The organism is Arthrobacter liuii (assembly GCF_014639275.1).
GTDB classification, from domain to species: Bacteria; Actinomycetota; Actinomycetes; order Actinomycetales; family Micrococcaceae; genus Arthrobacter; species Arthrobacter liuii.
The window spans coordinates 390108-406538 of sequence record NZ_BMFW01000003.1 but is presented as its reverse complement, the minus strand read 5'-3'; the positions used below and the strand labels follow the sequence as shown (position 1 = coordinate 406538).

Annotated in this window: 19 protein-coding genes, 1 pseudogene and 1 riboswitch; of the genes and pseudogenes, 13 read left to right on the top strand and 7 right to left on the bottom strand. The window is 67.0% G+C overall.

From position 1 onward, the window contains the following. Nucleotides 1-135 precede the first annotated feature (135 nt). From IEW19_RS05815 to IEW19_RS05805, 3 genes are all read right to left on the bottom strand, one after another. Nucleotides 136-1815, bottom strand: a complete 1680-nt coding sequence (locus IEW19_RS05815) for a DUF4389 domain-containing protein (protein ID WP_188570713.1) — start codon at nucleotides 1813-1815, stop codon at nucleotides 136-138. A 63-nt stretch (nucleotides 1816-1878) separates the two neighbouring features. Continuing rightward, nucleotides 1879-2742 (bottom strand): universal stress protein, encoded by an 864-nt coding sequence (locus tag IEW19_RS05810; RefSeq protein ID WP_188570712.1) that lies wholly within the window; start codon nucleotides 2740-2742, stop codon nucleotides 1879-1881. 108 nt (nucleotides 2743-2850) lie between these two features. Then, a complete protein-coding gene (locus IEW19_RS05805; RefSeq protein WP_229748351.1) occupies nucleotides 2851-3996 on the bottom strand; it encodes an AI-2E family transporter in 1146 nt (381 codons plus the stop codon). Between the two features lie 185 nt (nucleotides 3997-4181). Here IEW19_RS05805 and IEW19_RS05800 point away from each other — a divergent pair, with 185 nt between their 5' ends. From IEW19_RS05800 to IEW19_RS05785, 4 genes are read left to right on the top strand one after another with little or no spacing between them, the layout of a single operon-like run. Continuing rightward, a complete protein-coding gene (locus IEW19_RS05800) occupies nucleotides 4182-4613 on the top strand; it encodes a hypothetical protein (protein WP_188570711.1) in 432 nt (143 codons plus the stop codon). A gap of 51 nt (nucleotides 4614-4664) precedes the next feature. After that, complete coding sequence (locus tag IEW19_RS05795; protein WP_188570710.1) at nucleotides 4665-5189, top strand: mycothiol transferase; 525 nt, start codon at nucleotides 4665-4667, stop codon at nucleotides 5187-5189. Continuing rightward, on the top strand, nucleotides 5182-6129 hold the full coding sequence (locus tag IEW19_RS05790; protein WP_188570709.1) for a ribonuclease Z: 948 nt from the start codon (nucleotides 5182-5184) through the stop codon (nucleotides 6127-6129). Before IEW19_RS05795 ends, IEW19_RS05790 begins: the two co-directional genes overlap by 8 nt. Further along, the gene (locus IEW19_RS05785; protein WP_188570708.1) at nucleotides 6113-7582 is read left to right on the top strand and encodes a protein adenylyltransferase SelO; all 1470 of its coding nucleotides are present in this window, start codon (nucleotides 6113-6115) and stop codon (nucleotides 7580-7582) included. The genes IEW19_RS05790 and IEW19_RS05785 overlap by 17 nt, the downstream gene beginning before the upstream one ends. 110 nt (nucleotides 7583-7692) lie before the next feature. Here the strand turns inward: IEW19_RS05785 and IEW19_RS05780 are convergent, their stop codons facing one another. Continuing rightward, nucleotides 7693-8529: a C40 family peptidase gene (locus IEW19_RS05780; RefSeq protein ID WP_188570707.1), complete on the bottom strand. Its 837-nt coding sequence runs from the start codon at nucleotides 8527-8529 to the stop codon at nucleotides 7693-7695. 3 nt (nucleotides 8530-8532) lie between these two features. Then, nucleotides 8533-8705, bottom strand: a riboswitch (cyclic di-AMP (ydaO/yuaA leader). Nucleotides 8706-8955: 250 nt separating this feature from the next. Here IEW19_RS05780 and IEW19_RS05775 point away from each other — a divergent pair. The 5 genes and pseudogenes from IEW19_RS05775 to IEW19_RS05760 all read left to right on the top strand — a co-directional run bounded on the left by IEW19_RS05775 (nucleotide 8956) and on the right by IEW19_RS05760 (nucleotide 11684). Further along, nucleotides 8956-10200: a coiled-coil domain-containing protein gene (locus IEW19_RS05775; RefSeq protein WP_308419982.1), complete on the top strand. Its 1245-nt coding sequence runs from the start codon at nucleotides 8956-8958 to the stop codon at nucleotides 10198-10200. Then, nucleotides 10115-10312 (top strand): annotated as a pseudogene (locus tag IEW19_RS24415) (aggregation-promoting factor C-terminal-like domain-containing protein). Before IEW19_RS05775 ends, IEW19_RS24415 begins: the two are co-directional and overlap by 86 nt. A 21-nt stretch (nucleotides 10313-10333) precedes the next feature. Continuing rightward, complete coding sequence (locus IEW19_RS05770; RefSeq protein WP_188570706.1) at nucleotides 10334-10693, top strand: TraR/DksA family transcriptional regulator; 360 nt, start codon at nucleotides 10334-10336, stop codon at nucleotides 10691-10693. Further along, nucleotides 10690-11217, top strand: coding sequence for a DNA alkylation repair protein (locus IEW19_RS05765; RefSeq protein ID WP_188570705.1), 528 nt, complete (start codon nucleotides 10690-10692; stop codon nucleotides 11215-11217). Before IEW19_RS05770 ends, IEW19_RS05765 begins: the two co-directional genes overlap by 4 nt. A gap of 20 nt (nucleotides 11218-11237) precedes the next feature. After that, entirely contained in the window at nucleotides 11238-11684 is a 447-nt protein-coding gene (locus IEW19_RS05760) for a DUF1810 domain-containing protein (protein ID WP_188570704.1), read from the top strand. Between the two features lie 33 nt (nucleotides 11685-11717). On the opposite strand, the gene IEW19_RS05755 is transcribed toward IEW19_RS05760, so the two are convergent. Beyond that, the gene (locus tag IEW19_RS05755; RefSeq protein WP_188570703.1) at nucleotides 11718-12611 is read right to left on the bottom strand and encodes a glucose 1-dehydrogenase; all 894 of its coding nucleotides are present in this window, start codon (nucleotides 12609-12611) and stop codon (nucleotides 11718-11720) included. A 154-nt stretch (nucleotides 12612-12765) separates the two neighbouring features. Further along, on the bottom strand, nucleotides 12766-13272 hold the full coding sequence (locus IEW19_RS05750) for a metallophosphoesterase family protein (protein WP_188570702.1): 507 nt from the start codon (nucleotides 13270-13272) through the stop codon (nucleotides 12766-12768). A 73-nt stretch (nucleotides 13273-13345) separates the two neighbouring features. On the opposite strand from IEW19_RS05750, the gene IEW19_RS05745 reads away from it, so the two are divergent. Then, a complete protein-coding gene (locus IEW19_RS05745; RefSeq protein WP_188570701.1) occupies nucleotides 13346-13537 on the top strand; it encodes a DUF1918 domain-containing protein in 192 nt (63 codons plus the stop codon). A gap of 49 nt (nucleotides 13538-13586) precedes the next feature. Continuing rightward, nucleotides 13587-14102 (top strand): NUDIX domain-containing protein, encoded by a 516-nt coding sequence (locus tag IEW19_RS05740; RefSeq protein ID WP_188570700.1) that lies wholly within the window; start codon nucleotides 13587-13589, stop codon nucleotides 14100-14102. Between the two features lie 25 nt (nucleotides 14103-14127). Here the strand turns inward: IEW19_RS05740 and IEW19_RS05735 are convergent, their stop codons facing one another. Then, nucleotides 14128-14805, bottom strand: a complete 678-nt coding sequence (locus IEW19_RS05735; RefSeq protein ID WP_188570699.1) for an endonuclease/exonuclease/phosphatase family protein — start codon at nucleotides 14803-14805, stop codon at nucleotides 14128-14130. A gap of 158 nt (nucleotides 14806-14963) precedes the next feature. On the opposite strand from IEW19_RS05735, the gene IEW19_RS05730 reads away from it, so the two are divergent. After that, nucleotides 14964-15767 (top strand): thioesterase family protein, encoded by an 804-nt coding sequence (locus tag IEW19_RS05730; protein WP_188570698.1) that lies wholly within the window; start codon nucleotides 14964-14966, stop codon nucleotides 15765-15767. Between the two features lie 118 nt (nucleotides 15768-15885). Continuing rightward, complete coding sequence (locus IEW19_RS05725) at nucleotides 15886-16428, top strand: PadR family transcriptional regulator (RefSeq protein WP_188570697.1); 543 nt, start codon at nucleotides 15886-15888, stop codon at nucleotides 16426-16428. Nucleotides 16429-16431: the final 3 nt, after the last annotated feature.

The following is a 16431-nucleotide window of genomic DNA, read 5'->3' as shown; positions in this document are numbered from 1 at the left end:
TTCAACACCTTCAAACAGTGGCGGGCCCTGGCAACCCGCTACGACAAACTCGCCCTCACCTACCGCGGCGGAGCAGTCCTCCGAGCAATCAGCATCTGGCTGACAGCTTTAGGAGACACGCCCTAGGGCCGAAGGTCACGGCGCGCCGGCGGGCGGCACCCCTGCGGGGGGCTCTCCGGCCGCGTAAGTGACATCCCCCCGCCACTCCGGCTCGCCGGCGCCCTGGTCCAGCCGGAACGGTGGATACTCATCGCGCATCAATGCTGTGTAAACCAGCACACGGTAGATCCAGCGGTTGATGCCAAGAATGAGGTCGAACAGCGGCCGCTGGTAGCGGCCGCTGAACAGCAGGATCACTGCCGCGATCAGGACCAGCAGCCCGAGCAGGGATATGCCTGATCCCCGCTCGTAGGTGGTGAGTATGACGTTGTCCTCTGTCTGCAACCTCCATACGGTTGCTGTGGTTCCTGTGAAAGCGGCCACCAGGAGCAGGTGCGGGATGGTCAGGAGCCACCATTTCACCAGCACCAGCCCGCGGGAGAGCCGCTGCGGGTACTCCACCTCAAAGTCGGCCGGATAGTTCGCTGCCTTCAGCGTGAACGGCGGGTACAGGTCGGTGCCCACGGCGGCGTAGGCGTAGAACGCGACCCTCCAGTTCCACCGCAGGACGCCCACGTTGAAGTCGAACAGCGCCCGCGGGTAGCGGCCGGTGAACAGGATGGCGAAGCCCGCCACGATGGTGGTGATGGCGAACGCGAACCACAGGAAGAAGAGAAGGAAGAAATGTGGGATGGCAAGGAACCATTTGACCAGCCACATCCACCGTGAAAGGCCGGGATCGATTTCGCCAAAGAGCCGTGCCGGATAAGCCGGGCCCGCCGGAGGTGCCGGGGCCAAGGCCTGGGGCGGAAGTGTCGCCCCGGTTGCTGCAGGGACTGCTTGGGCTCCCGGCTGGCTCCATGACGCAGGTGACGCTCCCTGCCCTGCCGGGCCCTGCCCAGCTTGCCCCTGTCCGGTCTGTCCGGGGTAGCCCCCTCCCGGGTACCCCGTTCCCGGGTAGCCCGGCCCAGCCATGGCCGGCCCTCCCGTTGGCGGCCCACCCTGCGCCGGCCCCCGGTAGCCGGGACCTCCGGAGGGCGGGCCTGCATGCCGCCCCAGTCCCGCTGCCCCAAAGATGATGAGGGGGATCCCGACGACCAGGGCAATGATTCCGCCCACCAGGAGGCCGGTGGCTGCCGGCCGGAACAGGTCGGAGCGGAAGCCTGCCTGGGCGCGGACGTCCACTCCGGAAGATGCGTCCGCATTCATCACCACCACTTCCCATGTTCCGGGGGTGATGTTCCAGGTGAGCTCCTGCTCTCCGGAGCCTGACACGGAAGCGGTCCAGAAGCGCTGGTCCGCAGGTGGTGATGCCGGATTGCCTCCCGGGACATCGCGGTATTCGGCGCGGAACGGCCGTTGGCGGATGTTGAGCAGCTCCGAGTGGTGCACACCTGACAGGTACCGTTCGACGTCGGCCTGCGGGCCGATGCCAATGAACACCGGTTTGTCCGGCGTCACCGATTCGACCCGCAGCCGAAGGGTGCCGATATCAAAGGGAAGCCTGCCGGGTACATCCTCCCCAATGGCCTCGGCCCGCGGGGAGGTCAGGGCAAAGGAACTGACCGAAAAATGCGACGTGCCGGACGTCAGGTATCCATCCCCCTGGATGGACCCCACCGCCGAAGCCACGGCCCCGCCCGCCAAGGCTGCCAGGCCCGGGAGCGTTATCAGGATCCCGAGGATCAGCATGATGATGGCGGCGGGCTTCTTCATGGTGTTGCACCTTCCGCGTGAGGGATTCCCAGGGCTTGGAGGAAGATCCGCGGGCGCTGCGGCCTAGCTGGTCTTCTCGGTTTGGGTTCGCGTGATGATCGTGGGGCAGGGGAGGTGCTTGAGGACGCCGTGTGCAGTCGAACCGAGCAGGAGGCGCTTGAACGCACCCCTGCCACGGCTGCCCACCACCAGTAGCTTTGCTCCGGCGGCCGCGTCCACGAGGGCGTCCACGGCGCCCTTTTCGGTTTCGAGCCGCTGGTGCACGGTCAGGTCCGGGTAGTCTTCTTTGAGTCCGGCGACGGTTTCAGCGAGCACCGTGCGTTCCTCGTCCACGATGAGGTCTGCCAGGGCTGCCGGTGAAAGACCGGCGTCGACGATTGGGTCGGGAACATCCACTGCATAGACCACGGTGAGTTCCTCCCCCTCGCGGTCGGCCTCGGCGGCTGCGAAGGCGACGGCCTGGGTTGACTCGGGGGACCCGTCAACGCCGACCACCACCCCGGACCGGCCTTCGAGGTCCTGGGTTCCCACGACGGCGACGGGGACCTTGGCTGCGGTCGCCACCTGGAGTGCGCGGTCGGCAAGGGCCCCGCCGATGTGGCCGCTCCCGGAGCCGATGACCATCATCGATGTCCTTTTGGAGTACTTGGCCAGGGACGCGCCCACGCTTCCGGTGAGCAGTTCGGTGCTGGGGGTGATGGGTTCGGTTCCTTCGAGGCGGCCGGCCGCGGTCTTCAGGAGTTCCTCGCCGGCCTGCTGGAGTGTTCCGAACCACGGATAGGGCTCGGCGACCCACCGGTCGTCCACCACGTGGAGGACCACCAGCGGAAGATCGGCGCGGCGGGCGCGGCGGGCTGCCCACAGGACTGCGGACTGGCTTTGCGCTGAGTCGTTGGTGCCCACAGCGATGGGTTTTTGCGATGACATGGCCGCACTCCCTGCTTGACTTGACCTGGACGTCCTGCCTTTCAAGACTGGCCCTGGCGGCACCGGCACTGTAGGGCCGAAAGTCACAGACGCGCTGTTCAGGCCGCTTTACGCGCCGGGCGCTGCCGGCGCGATGGGTTCCGGGCCGGGGGTGTCCCTTTCGGCGAGCGTCTTGTAGATGGTCCAGCCGACGGCGGCCAGCGGCACCGCCAACAACGCACCGACTACGCCGGCCAGGGTCGCACCCGCGGCCAGGGCAAGGATGATCACCAGCCCGTGGATCCGCAGCACCCGGCCCATGAAAAGTGGCTGGAGTATGTGGTGTTCAAACTGGTTGGCGGCCACCAGGATCACCAGGACAATAAGCGCGGGAACCGGGCCGTTTTCCACCAGGGCCACCAGCACGGCGAGGCTGCCCGCGGCGGTTGCTCCGATGATGGGAATGAACCCGCCCAGGAAGACCACCGCGGCCAGGGGGACTGCCAACGGAACCCGCAGGATGAGGAGCCCCACCAGGACAATGACCGCGTCGATGGCAGCAATGATAAGTGTGCCGCGGACGTAGCCGCCCAGCACCACGATGCTGCGTTCGGCCGCCAGGCGTGCCTTGCCCTGGCGGGTTCCCGGGAGGAATCCAATCAGGAAGGACCGGATCTTTTCGCCGTCCTTGAGGAAGAAGAACAGGATCACTGCCGTCAGCACTGATCCTGCCGCAATCTCCCCGGCAGTCCTCAATCCGGTCAACGCGTCTGCCCCCAGGCTGCCACCGGCAAGGAACTTCTGGAACTCGCCCCGGGCGGCGTCGATCTGGTCGTTTGTCAACGCGACGGGGCCGGTGGTGACGAATTGCTGCAGCTGCCCTAAGCCTGCTTCTGCCCGGGCTGCCAGGACGGACGCCTGCTGGCGGACCAGCGCGATGATGCCGCCCACCACGCCGGCGGCCACCGCCACGATCACCAGGAAGGACGACAGGACTGCCACTGCGCGGGGCAAGCCCCGCGCAGCGAGCCAACGGACGGCGGGCGCCATCGCAGAGGCAAGGATCAACGCAACCAGAACAGGGATGGTGACCAGCGGAACCCGGGTGACGGCCAGCACCGCCACCCAGGTAAGCGCCAGCACGGAGAGCGTTTGGACCGCCCTGATGCTTGCCCGGCCCAGGCCGTCAGTCCACATGACCGTCATCCTGGCGGTGAAGGACTGGGGCCGGCCCGGCTCTGCCGGGTGCCCGTCCGGGGACACATTGCGTTCCATGCGGTTCTCCTTGCTGCCGTCAGGACACGGCCTGGATTTTGGTGCACTTTCCCTTATTTTCCGTTACCCCGAATCAGCCATGCTGAACTTCAATGTCCGGAACGGAACTATTACAGTTCACATGAAAGCCAGTTCGTCAGTATGCTTACTATTGTCCGTCCAAGGTCAACGAGAAAGGCATCATCGTGACTGAACCGAACGTCCCCGACGATGAGCTGGAAGTGGTACAGGAAGACGACGTACTTCTCGACGAAACTCCCGCCGCCGCGTCGTCCCTTGAACTGGACCCCGTATCGGGGGAGCCCGACAGCTACCCCGGAGCTGCCGAGAACAATCCCGACCGCTGGCAGGAGGACCCGTTGCTGCAGGACGAGGCGGTCTCGGGTGAAGAGGACGATTTCCTCAGCGACCAAACCCTCCGGGACGAGAGCGCCCAGGCACGGTACCGCGCCGGTGACGAGCAGGTATCCCCTGACACCCCCACCCTTGGCGAAGCCGCAGCGGACGTGGATTTTGGCGAAGCCCCCACAGGCCTCGAGGCGGACGCCAGTGACGACGAGGAAAACTTCGGTGGATCGCCGCTCAGCGAGTTCGAGCCGGACGACCTGGAACGCTAGGAACCGAGGGGGCCGGGCCCACCCCGGCCCGGCCGGCAGGAAAGGAGACTCATGCAATCCAAGGAACTGCTGCTGGAGGCCTTCGATCGCCTCCCGGTCCTGGTCCGGCAGGCACTCGACGGGCTCGATTCCGCCCAATTGCAGCACCGTCCCGGTGGGCACGGCAATTCCATCGCCTGGCTGATCTGGCACACGGGCCGGGTGGAAGATGCGCAGGTCGCCTCCGCTTCGGGGCTGGAACAGGTCTGGAAGGCTGAGGGCTTCGTATCGCGCTTCGGCCTCCCGCTGGCGGACGGCGATACGGGTTACGGCCACTCCAGCCGGCAGGTGGACGCTGTCAGGGCGCCCCGGGAACTCCTGCAGGAGTACTACGACGCCGTGCACCGGCAAACCGCCAGGGTCCTGGAAGGCATAGGCGATCCGGATCTGGACCGGGTGGTCGACAAGCACTGGAACCCGCCTGTGACCCTCGGAGTGCGGCTGGTCAGCATCCTGGGGGACTGCCTCCAACACGTCGGCCAGGCCGCATACGCCAAGGGGCTCCTCCCCGGGTCGGCAGACACCAGCGGTGCGTGAACTCGTGGTGCTGGGGACCGCTTCCCAGGTTCCCACCCGGACCCGGAACCACAACGGCTACTACCTACGCTGGGACGGTGAGGGGCTACTGTTCGATCCCGGCGAGGGCACGCAGCGCCAGATGATCCACGCCGGCGTCGCGGCAGGCCACATCACCAGGATCTGCCTCACCCACGTGCATGGAGACCATTGCTACGGGCTGCCCGGTGTCCTGTCGCGGATGGCCCTGGACGGCGTCGGGCATCCGGTCCACCTGCACTATCCGGCGACCGGTGACCCGGTGGTCCGCGCCCTTGTGGCTGTCAGTTCGCCGGGCGTCGACCTGCGGCTCCACCCGCATTCCGGCGCCGGACCCGTGGCAGACGGCCTGGAAATCCGGCCCCTGAAACACCGCATCGAGACCTACGGCTACCTGCTCACCGAGCCGGACGGCCGCACCTTCCTGCCGGAGCTGTTGCGGGCGGCAGGAATCGCAGGGCCGGACGTGGGCCGGCTGCAGCGCCTGGGCGCCCTGGGCGCAGTCAGGCTGGAGGCGGTGAGCATTCCCAGGGCCGGTCAGCGCTTTGCCTTCATCATGGACACCGCGCCGTGCCCCGGCGCCGAAGAGCTGGCGGAGGGGACAGACCTGTTGGTCGCCGAGTCAACGTTCAGTGACGACGACGGCGGCCTGGCCAGGCAATACCTGCACCTCACCGCCGGGCAGGCCGGGGAGTTGGCGGCGAACGGGAAGTCGCGGACGCTGGTGCTCACCCACTTCTCGTCGCGGTACGGCGACGACGCCACCCTGCTTGCGGAGCAGGCCCGGGCCCGCGCTCCCGGGACCGCGGTGATCGCCGCCCGCGACTTGGAGCGCATCGCAGTTCCGCCGCGGCGTCAACGGGCGCGGGAAGCAGCGGGCCACACTACGGCGATAGGGTTAAACCATGACGGCAGCAGCTGAATCCACAGTCACTTTTGACGGCCGTTTCGCCCGTGAACTGGCGGAACTCGCCGTTCCCTGGCAGGCCGAGGAAGCGCCCAGCCCCGTGCTTCTCGTCCTCAACGAAAAGCTCGCAAAAGACCTGGGCCTCGACCCGCACTACCTGCGCAGCCCCGAAGGTGTGCGGCTCCTGGTGGGAAACCATGTGCCAGCCGGGGCCACGCCCGTGGCGCAGGCGTACGCCGGCCATCAGTTCGGCGGGTACTCGCCACTGCTCGGCGACGGCCGCGCACTGCTGCTGGGTGAGGTGACGGACCAAAGCGGCCGCCTCCTCGACGTCCATCTCAAAGGTTCGGGGCGCACGCCTTTCGCCCGGGCCGGTGACGGCCGTGCCGTCGTCGGACCTATGCTGCGTGAGTACGTTGTCAGTGAGGCCATGCACGCCCTGCGGATTCCCACCACCCGCTCGCTCGCCGTCGTGGCAACCGGGCGGCAGGTCAGGCGCGATGACATGCTGCCCGGCGCCGTCCTGGCCCGGGTGGCAAGCAGCCACCTGCGCGTTGGCAGCTTCCAGTATGCGCGGGCTACGGAAAACATGGACCTGTTGAAGCGGTTGGCGGACCACGCCATCAGCAGGCACTACCCACACGCCGCCGACGCTGGAAACCCGTACCTGGCGCTGTTTGGCTCCGTCGTCTCAGCCCAGGCGGCCCTGGTGGCCCGGTGGATGCTGGTGGGATTCGTGCACGGGGTCATGAATACGGACAACATGACCATCTCGGGGGAAACCATCGACTACGGCCCTTGCGCATTCATGGACGCGTTCGATCCCGCAGCCGTTTACAGTTCCATCGACGTCAGTGGACGGTACGCCTACGCCAACCAGCCGGTGCTTGCCGAATGGAACCTTGCCCGTCTGGCCGAGGCGATGTTGCCCCTCATCGACGAGGACCAGGAGAAGGCGGTTGCCCCGGCGGTGGAGGTGCTGGGCGGGTTCCGGGGCCAGTACAGCAAGGCATGGTCAGGCGGCATGCAAACCAAGCTGGGCCTGGAAGGCGCCGCCGGAAGTGACCACGACGCCGCGTCCGGCCTGGTGGATGATGCCATCGCACTCCTGAAGGACGGCCCGGTGGACTACACCCTGTTCTTCCGGAACCTGGGCAAGGCAGCTCGGGGCGACCTTCGTCCCGTGCGCGGCATGGTTCTGGACCTGGCCGCTTTCGATGCTTGGGCGCAGCGGTGGCAGGCGCTCAAACCCGACCCGGAGCTGATGGACAGCGTGAACCCGGCATACATTCCCCGGAACCACCTCGTTGAGGAGGCGCTGTCCGCCGCCACTGACGGCAGCCTGGCACCGCTGGAGCTGCTGCTCGAGGCAGTCAGCGACCCCTTCACCGAACGGCCCGGGCTGGAACGCTACGCGGAAGGCGCTCCTGGAGACTTCGGCAGGTACATGACCTTCTGCGGAACCTGACCGCTCCCGTCGGGCCGGCAGGGAAACGGCACGAGGGCGGCAGCCGGGAATCCCCGGCTGCCGCCCTCGTGCTCATGACTAGCTTCGCCGATGGCGAAGCGTCGCGCAGGCTAGGCTACGCGGACAGCGGAGTAGCCGCTGAGCCAGCTGATCGGGTGCACCTGAGTGGTGTAACCGTTGACGCCGCCGCTGACTACCTGGCCGTTACCGGCGTAAACGCCCACGTGGCCGGAGGTGATGATCAGGTCACCAGGAGCAGGGCTGCCTACCACGGTGCCGTACTGGAAGAACTGGGTGGGGGCCAGGTCGCCGACGGTCTTGCCGACCGAACGCAGTGCCTTCTCGACCATTGCCGTGCAGTCCTGGTTCACGCCAACCTGGCCGTAGGCGGACGCCAGGATGGCAGCGCCGGTACCCGTGCTGGATGCCACCGGGGTGGCGGAGGCGTACGACATGTTCATGCCCGTGTTCGCCGGTGCGGTGGCGGCTGCAGCCTGGACGGGTGCTGCTGCGCGGGCGGGCGCCGGGGCCGGGGTGTGCCCTGCACCGGGGATCTGGATCTGGTTGCCGGGGTAGATGATCGAAGACAGTCCCAGGCCGTTGGCGGACAGGACGTCGTTGAGGCTGACGCCGTAGGCTGCGGCAATGGCGCCAAGGGTGTCGCCGGAAACGACGGTGTGCACGTTTGCTGCTGCTGCAGGAGCTGCAGCCGGGGCTGCCGGCGCAGAGGAGGCCTGGACGGTGGTCTTCTCAGTGGTGTCCGGGCCGGTTACACCGGCGTGGGCCGGCGCGCCGACACCGAACGCAATGCCGGACGCTGCAGCAACGGCGAGCGCCGGGCGGCCCAGCGAGCGGGCCTGGGACTTGGCTGTTACGGCGAGGCCCTCGAGCACTATGGAGCGGGCCGGAGTCGCGCGGTGACGGGCAGTGATGGAATTTTTTGACACGGTTGATCGCCTCTCCCATGCCTGCGGGGTGAGCTGTCGGGTTCGGGTTGGAGATACCCGGCCGGCAGCGGCTCCGCGACGGACGGAGGCGCTATCGACTTAACCCCAAGGCCACATGTGGCCGTGGAAACGTGGTTCCCCCGTCCCTGCCAGCTGGAAAGCGGTTGAATCCCATGATCAGCGGCAGGGCTCGGCATACTGACGGGAATGTCCCGTCTGGGAGGGACACCAAAAGACCATAACCCGCGCCCACCCTGATTGTCACATTTAGATAACATACGAGGTTCCTCTCTCGAATTTGGCAAACGTCTGGATATCCACCGGATGTCGGGATGACCTCGCGAGATAGGAATTGGGGCCTTTTGCGTAACAATTCTGGTGCGGCCTCGTATCCGCTTCGGTTTGCCGGCGGTAAGCTTCGGGACCATGCCCCTGTCCGTGACCATCTCCAGGTACGCCGTGATGGGTAGCCTCATTGCCACTGCCCTTGCCGCCACCATGGTGCTGCCGGCGGCGGCCGAGGCACCCGCACCGCCCGGCGGATACCCCTCCTGGACGGACGTGCAGGACGCGCAGGCCTCGGAGGCGGCAAAAGCCGCGGAAATCACCACGATCAACGGACTTCTGACCGGCCTGCAGGCGCAGTCGGAGAGGGCGGGAGAAGCGGCGGTGCGGTCGGCCGCCGGCTATGCTGCTGCCGATGCCGCACTCCAGGCGGCCACCTCCCGCCTGGATGCGCTGTCCGCGCAGGCGGCCCATGCAGCCGATGAGTTAGCCCGGCACCGGAAGGAGCTTGGCGCCCTGGCAGTCCGGTCATACAAGACCGGCGGGACCAACGCGGGATTCTTCGTGGCGCTCGATGTGCTGGAAACCAACAGTGTCCAGGGGCTCAACCTGGTCAAGGTCGTCGGGGACAAGACTGCCGCCCTTCTGAGCAATACTGCGGCCGCCGGTAAGGTTGCCGCTGCCCTCACCGAACAGGAAAAGGTTGCAAGGAGCGAGCGGGAGCGCCTGTCCGGGGAAGCGAAAGCAAAACAGGATGCTGCCCGTTCGGCCCAGGATGCGCTGGCCCGCCAGGTCTCCGAGGAACAGCGGCACGGCGGCGAATTGACTGCCCAGCTTGCCGCCCTGAAGGGTACGACGGCGGCCCTTGAGGGAGAGTACCGGCAGGGCCAGGCTGCGCTGGCTGCTTATGAGGCCGCCCAGGCGGCCAAGCGGGCGGCCGCGGAGGAGCAGGCCCGCGTGCAGGCGGAAACTGCTGCCAACGCGGCCGCCGCCGCGGGGGCGGCCCGGCAGCCCAAGCCCGCAGCACCCGCCGGCGCTGCCGCAAATGCGGCAAACCCCGCCCCGGCGGATCCTGCACTGTCCAATCCCGCACTGTCCAATCCGGCGCCCGTCAACAATCCAGCTCCTTCCGTCCCCGATGCGCCACAGGCGCCTTCCCTGCCAGCCCCGCCCGCCGTCGTCGTACCTTCCGTCCCAGGGGGAGCGGTGAACGATCCGGCCGGGGCGACTGGCTGCCTACGGCTGGGAGCAGGACCAGTTCCTGTGCCTGGCCCAGCTGTGGACCAAGGAGTCCAACTGGCTGACCACCGCCACAAACGCCTATTCCGGAGCGTACGGAATCGCCCAGGCCCTGCCGCCCGGCAAGTACGCAAGTGCCGGCAGTGACTGGCTGACCAGCTAGCGGACCCAGGTGGAGTGGGGCCTGAGCTATATCCGCGACCGCTACGGTTCCCCGTGCGGGGCGTGGAACCACTCCGTGTCCCTGAACTGGTACTGACTGACGCGTTAGGCTGTCTCCATGCCTGATTTCGAACGGTTCCGTGCGCTGCTCGAAGAGGAGCGGGCGCGGCGGGTGGCGCTCTTGCCGGCGCTGCGGGCTGACATCGACGCCGCAAATTTGGCCCGCCAGGACTCCAATGTCGATGACGAGCACGATCCGGAGGGCGCCACAATCGCCTTTGAACTTTCGCAGGCCGCGGCGCTGCTGAAACAGAGCTCGGCCGGCCTGGACCAGATCGAGGCGGCCCTGGCACGGCTTGCGGGGGGCACCTATGGAACCTGCGCCGTGTGCGGCGAGCCCATCGCCGAAGGCAGGCTGGAGGCCCGTCCCTGGACCCCGTTTTGTATCCGGCACGCCTCAGCGGGGCGTGCACGATGACGACGACGGATGTGGTGCCGGCGGCGGCCGATTTCGTTGACCGGACCCTCCGGAACGAGGGCGCCTGGTACCGGGCGGACGACGTCGGGCACCGGCTGGGCGGGGTGCTTGACTCCTATGGTTCGTCCGTGGGTGCGGTCCGCGGAACCGTCCGGGATGCCTTGCGCAAGTTCAAGGGCCTGGACCACGACGGCGTGGTGATGCTGGCCTCCGCCCTGTGGGGACAGCCGCGGCCCGGCGCCCGTCCCGTCTTCGAGCGCCGCCTGGCCGCCGTGGTGCTGCTGCAGTCAAACGTGCGGGTCCTCCGGCATTCGGACCTGACCCGCCTGGAAGGCTTCCTGCGCTCCGCCCAGGCTGCGGACCTGGCAGAGCCCCTGCTGGCCGACGTCCTGGTGCCCCTGCTGGCGCGGCTGGGGGAACGCGAACGGCAGCGGGCCGGCGTTGTCCTTGCAAGGTGGCGGGACGGCCCCGACCCCCAGTTGCGGGCGGCTGCCAACGCCCTTGAGAACGACTTATCCCTGTGAAATGTACCTAGGAGACCCAAATGAACGAACCGTTTGATCTTGACCGTTTCGTCGCCGCCCAGGACAGCGGCGGAACCTATGACCAGGCGTTGGGGGAACTGCAGGTCGGCAGGAAATCCGGCCACTGGATGTGGTTCATCTTTCCGCAGGTCGCCGGACTGGGGCAAAGCGCCACATCGCGCAAATACGCCATCTCCTCCCTGGCCGAAGCCCGCGCCTACCTGGATCACGAGGTGCTGGGCCCGCGCCTCCTGGAGTGCGCCCTGGTCCTGGCCAACCACGCCGACCAGTCCGCCGAGGACATTTTCGGCGGTATCGACGCCAGGAAACTGCGCTCCTCCATGACACTGTTTCTCCGGGCGGCACCCGGAGAAACAGTGTTCAAGACCGTCCTGGCCCAGTTCTTCGACGGCGAGCCGGACCCTGCCACCGACGAGCTCCTTGCCCGCCAGGATGCGGCCGGCTGAGCCCTGCCTCCAGTTCCAGGGGGCAGGGGGACGCTACGGCGTGGGGCTGCCGCCGTTGACGTTGAGGGTTTCACCCACCACATAGCTGGACTCGGGTGAGGCCAGGAAGACGTAGGCGGGGGCGAGCTCGGCAGGCTGGCCCGCCCGGCCCAGGGGAGTGGACTGGCCGAACTCCGGCAATTCCTCCTTGGGCTGGCCGCTGCTGACCTGAAGGGGGGTCCAGATGGGGCCGGGGGCCACGGCGTTCACCCGGATTCCCTTGGGCGCCAGCTGCTGGGCCAGGCCCTTCGTGAAGTTGTTGATGCTGGCCTTCGTGGTGGCGTAGTCCACCAGCGTGGGCGACGGGTTGTAGGCCTGGATGGACGTGGTGTTGACGATGGTCGAGCCGGCCGGCATATGCGGCACCGCTGCCTTGGTCACCCAGAACATGGCGTAGACGTTGGTCTTCAGCGTGTGGTCGAACTGCTCGTCGGTAATGTCCTGCAGGTCCTCCTGCGCAACCTGCTTGCCGGCATTGTTGACCAGGATGTCCACCCCTCCCAGCACGGCAACTGCCGTGTCCACCAGGTCCCGGCACGTTGCCGAGTCCTTGAGGTCACCGGGAACCTTGACGGCCTTGCGGCCGGCCGCCTCGATGATCCCGGCGATGCGGGAGGCGTCCTCCTCTTCCTGCGGCAGGTAGGAAAGCACGACGTCGGCGCCTTCCCTTGCGAAGGCGATCGCTGTTGCAGCGCCGATGCCTGAGTCCGCGCCGGTGACGATGGCGCGGCGGCCTTGCAGCCGTCCGGTTCCACGGTAGGTCTCTTCGCCCAGGTCGGCCTTGGGCTCCAGCCCGGCATCGAGGCCCGGCTCGGGCTGGTGCTGCTGTGGCGGCGAGATCTTTTCGTAGGCAGTCACGGGATTACGGAAGGTGTACTGGTCAGTCATGGTGGTCCTCCTGTTCGTGCGGACTCGGGCGGGTTCGTCGCCCCGGAAACTGAAGCAGGCTGCGATCACACAATCGCAACAGCCAAAAAGCTAAGCATGCTTACGGTTACCAGCCTAGGCAATGGATCCCCACCCTGCCAAGCGGAACGGCCGGTCAGCTGCGGTGGACCTCCACCAGCCTGACCGTGGCCAATCGTCCGGCGTCGACCACGGCTTCCATGAAGGTGCAGGCGCGCTGCCGGCGGCGGTCGGTGGGCGAACCAGGGTTCAGCAGCCTCAGGCCGTTTGGGGAGACCGTGTCCCACGGGATGTGGCTGTGCCCGAACACCAGGACATCGGCGTCGGGGTACAACGCGTCGCAGCGCAACTCGCGGCCCTTCGCCTGTCCGGTTTCGTGGACCATCGCAAAACGGACACCCTCCAGGGTGGCAGTGGTCGTTTCGGGCAGCCGCCGGCGAAGTTCCGGGCCGTCGTTGTTGCCGTAAACGCCCAGCAGCCGCTTGCTCCGGCGTTCGAACCCGTCCAGCAGCGCCGCCTCCACCCAGTCGCCGGCGTGGAACACCACATCAGCCTCTTCGACGGCCTGCCACACCTGCTCCGGCAGGCTCCTGGCCCGTTTTGGCACATGGGTATCGGCGATCAGGACAAGGTTCAACGGCATACCGGAATCCTGCCACGGCCCCCTGTTCCCGTGCGGCCGCGAGTCGTAATCTGGGGGCTGGGAGGTGATTGGCATGGAGGCAGCCCAAGGCGACCGCATCGTCGTGCACGGGAGGACCGTTGGCTCCTCGGACCGGCACGGGGTGATCCTGGAAGTCCGCGGCGAGGGCGGAAGCCCACCCTACGTTGTCCGCTTCGACGACGGCCACGAAACGGTCATGTATCCCGGCGGCGATTTCGCCGTCGACCACGGACGCAACCCCTGACAGCCAAGCGGGACTGCGCCCCGGCCGGTTCACCTGTCAGACTGGAGCGATGGATCACTTTCCGTCCTCCAGTACGTCCTCCACTCCGCCGCCGCGCACCGGTCCCCGCGACCCCGGCGACGCCTGGGTGGAAGGGGACCGCGGCCGGTATTGGGGCAGGTTCGGGGCGGCAGGCGTCCTGGCCTACGACCCCGGCAGGGGCGTGCTCCTGCAGCACCGCGCCGTCTGGAGCCATAACGGCGGAACTTGGGGCCTGCCCGGCGGGGCGCTGCACGAGGGCGAGGAGGCAGTGGACGGCGCCCTCCGCGAGGCCTATGAGGAAGCCGCCGTCCCATCGGAAAGCGTGGAAGTGCTGTTCACGTCGGTGCTGGACCACGGCTACTGGTCCTACACCACGGTGGTGGTGCGGGTGCGGGAGTCCTTCGAGCCCGTCATCAGCGACCCCGAAAGCATCGCCCTGCTCTGGATTCCGGTGGCAGAGGTGGATTCCCTTGAGCTGCACCCTGGTTTCGCTGCCGCCTGGCCGGAGCTGCTGGCGCGGCTGGACACCGACGAACCCTGGTGAGCCGGCGGCACCCCCGCGTTTTTCGCTAGTATCCTTCGCCGTATTCGGCGGTCACCAGGATGGGCAAGTGGTCTGAATTTCCGCGCGGCAGCGTCTCCACACTTGCGATGTCCAGCCCCAGTGACGTCGCGAAGTCGAAGTGGCCCTTGAACACCTTGTACCGGGTGTAGGTCCGCCTGTTGCTCAGCGACAGGGCATACCCCGAGTTCTTCATGTGAATGTCAAGGTTCTTGGTAAAGAACGGGTAGTTGAAGTCGCCCACCATCAAGGTCATCAGGCCCCTGCCCATGCTCAGCAGCTCGGCGTGGGCAGCGTGGATCTGCTTCCGCCGCAGTGAGTTCGATGCTGTCAGCGGGGCCGCATGGAACGAACCGATCACCAGTTCATGCTGGGTTTCGTTGTCCACCACCCTGGTGCCGATGAGCCGCTCATGCGCCGGAGCCAACACCCTGTCATGCATGGATTTCTTCAGGGCGAAGGACTGCGTGTCCAGTGCCGTAAACCGGCTGGTGCGGTAGTAGATGGCCAGGCCCAGCCGGTTGCCCTTGGTAACGTCCGCAAGGTGCAGGGGGCCCAAGGTCTCCGGGAGGTCGCTGGAATCCACCTCCTGGAGGCACAGCGCATCGATGTCATGGTTCCGGGCCAGCGCGAGAAGCTCGCCACTGGCCTTGTGCTTGCGGAGGTTGTAGCTGATGACGCGCATGAAACACCTCTTTTGAGGGTTGCTGACAGGATCAGTTCCTTACTCTAGCCCGATTGCCACCGGCACCATCCAACATTTCGTATGCCTGTCGGCGCGCGCCGCGGACCCAGGAGGATAGAGTTAGTGGCAATTCACTGAATTTCCGTAAGGGGCCAGCCTTGACCGCAGACCTGCCCGAACTTGCCGGGGGCAACTTCTACTACCAGGACCTGGGCGGGGGCCGGTTCCGGTCCACCATTCACGCCCAGGGTGCCTGGAACGCCCACGAACAGCACATGGCTCCGGCATCAGGACTCATGGCGGACGTCCTGGAACGGCACCAGCCGCGGGAGGACATGCGGATGGCGCGGATCAGCTACGAGATCCTTGGCCTGATCCCGGGCGGCGGGTTTCAGATCGACACCACCACGCTGCGGCCCGGGAGGACCATCGAGCTGGTGCAGGCCGAGCTGGTGGCCGGCGGCCGGACCGCGATCCGTGCCACAGGGTGGCGCATGCTGACCAGTGATACCGGTGAGGTGGCCGCCGTCGAGGACGCTGCAATACCCGGCCCCGACGAATGCAAGCCGTACGACGGCTCTGCCGTCTGGCCCGGCGGCTACATCCGGTCCCTGGAAATGAGGGTGGCCGAAGGGCACCGGCCGGGGGCCGGCAAAGTGTGGCTCCGCACCGACCACCCCCTGACCGACCGCGCCGACAGCGGGGACTTCGCCCGCCTCATGGGGCTGGTGGATACTGCCAACGGCATCGCCGCGCGGGTCCCTCCCGGCAAGGACAGCTACGCGTTTCCCAACCTTGACCTGCAGATCCACATGTACCGCAGGCCCCAGGGGGAATGGCTGGGACTCGACAACGCGGTGTCGTTCGGCCGGGATGGAATCGGGCTGACGTCCACGGTGCTGCATGACCGGCAGGGGCCGTTCGGCCGGGCCGAACAGATCCTGACACTGCGCAGGACCTGACCGGAACCGCAGTTTCCTGCCGGCCGGCAGCTGCCAGTGGCCGCCCCGGCGGGTATGGTGCCCGGATGTATCGCTGAGTATCGTTGTATATCGTTCGGGACTGATAAAGGAGTTCATCATGCGTGCTTCATACCCTGCAGGCGGATTCGGCGGGAACAATCTGGACGGCATGTGGCAGGCCGTCGAGGAGCTGCGCTCCCGGTTCGAGAAGCGGGTGGGAACCCGTGCCGGGAAAGGTGAGGTGCGGGAGGCGGTGCTGGCCCTGCTCGCTGAGCGGCCCATGCACGGCTACCAGATCATCCACGAGATCGAAGAGCGCAGCGGCGGCAGCTGGAAGCCCAGTGCGGGTTCTGTCTATCCCACGCTGCAGCTGTTGGCGGATGAAGGTTCGATCAGCGCCGAGGAATCCAATGGCCGCAAAATCTACACGCTGACCGAAGCCGGCCGCGAGGAGGTGGCGGCCCGCCACGGAGCTGCGCCATGGGATCCGGCCGGCCCCATGTCCGGGGGCGGCATTGCTTCCCTTCCCAAAGCGGGGATCGAACTGGCACAGGCCGCAGCCCAGGTGGGCCGCACAGGTACACCCGAACAGGTGCACCAGGCCGTGGCGGTGCTGGACGAGGCCCGCCGCCGGCTGTACGCCATCCTCGCCCAGGACTGACGG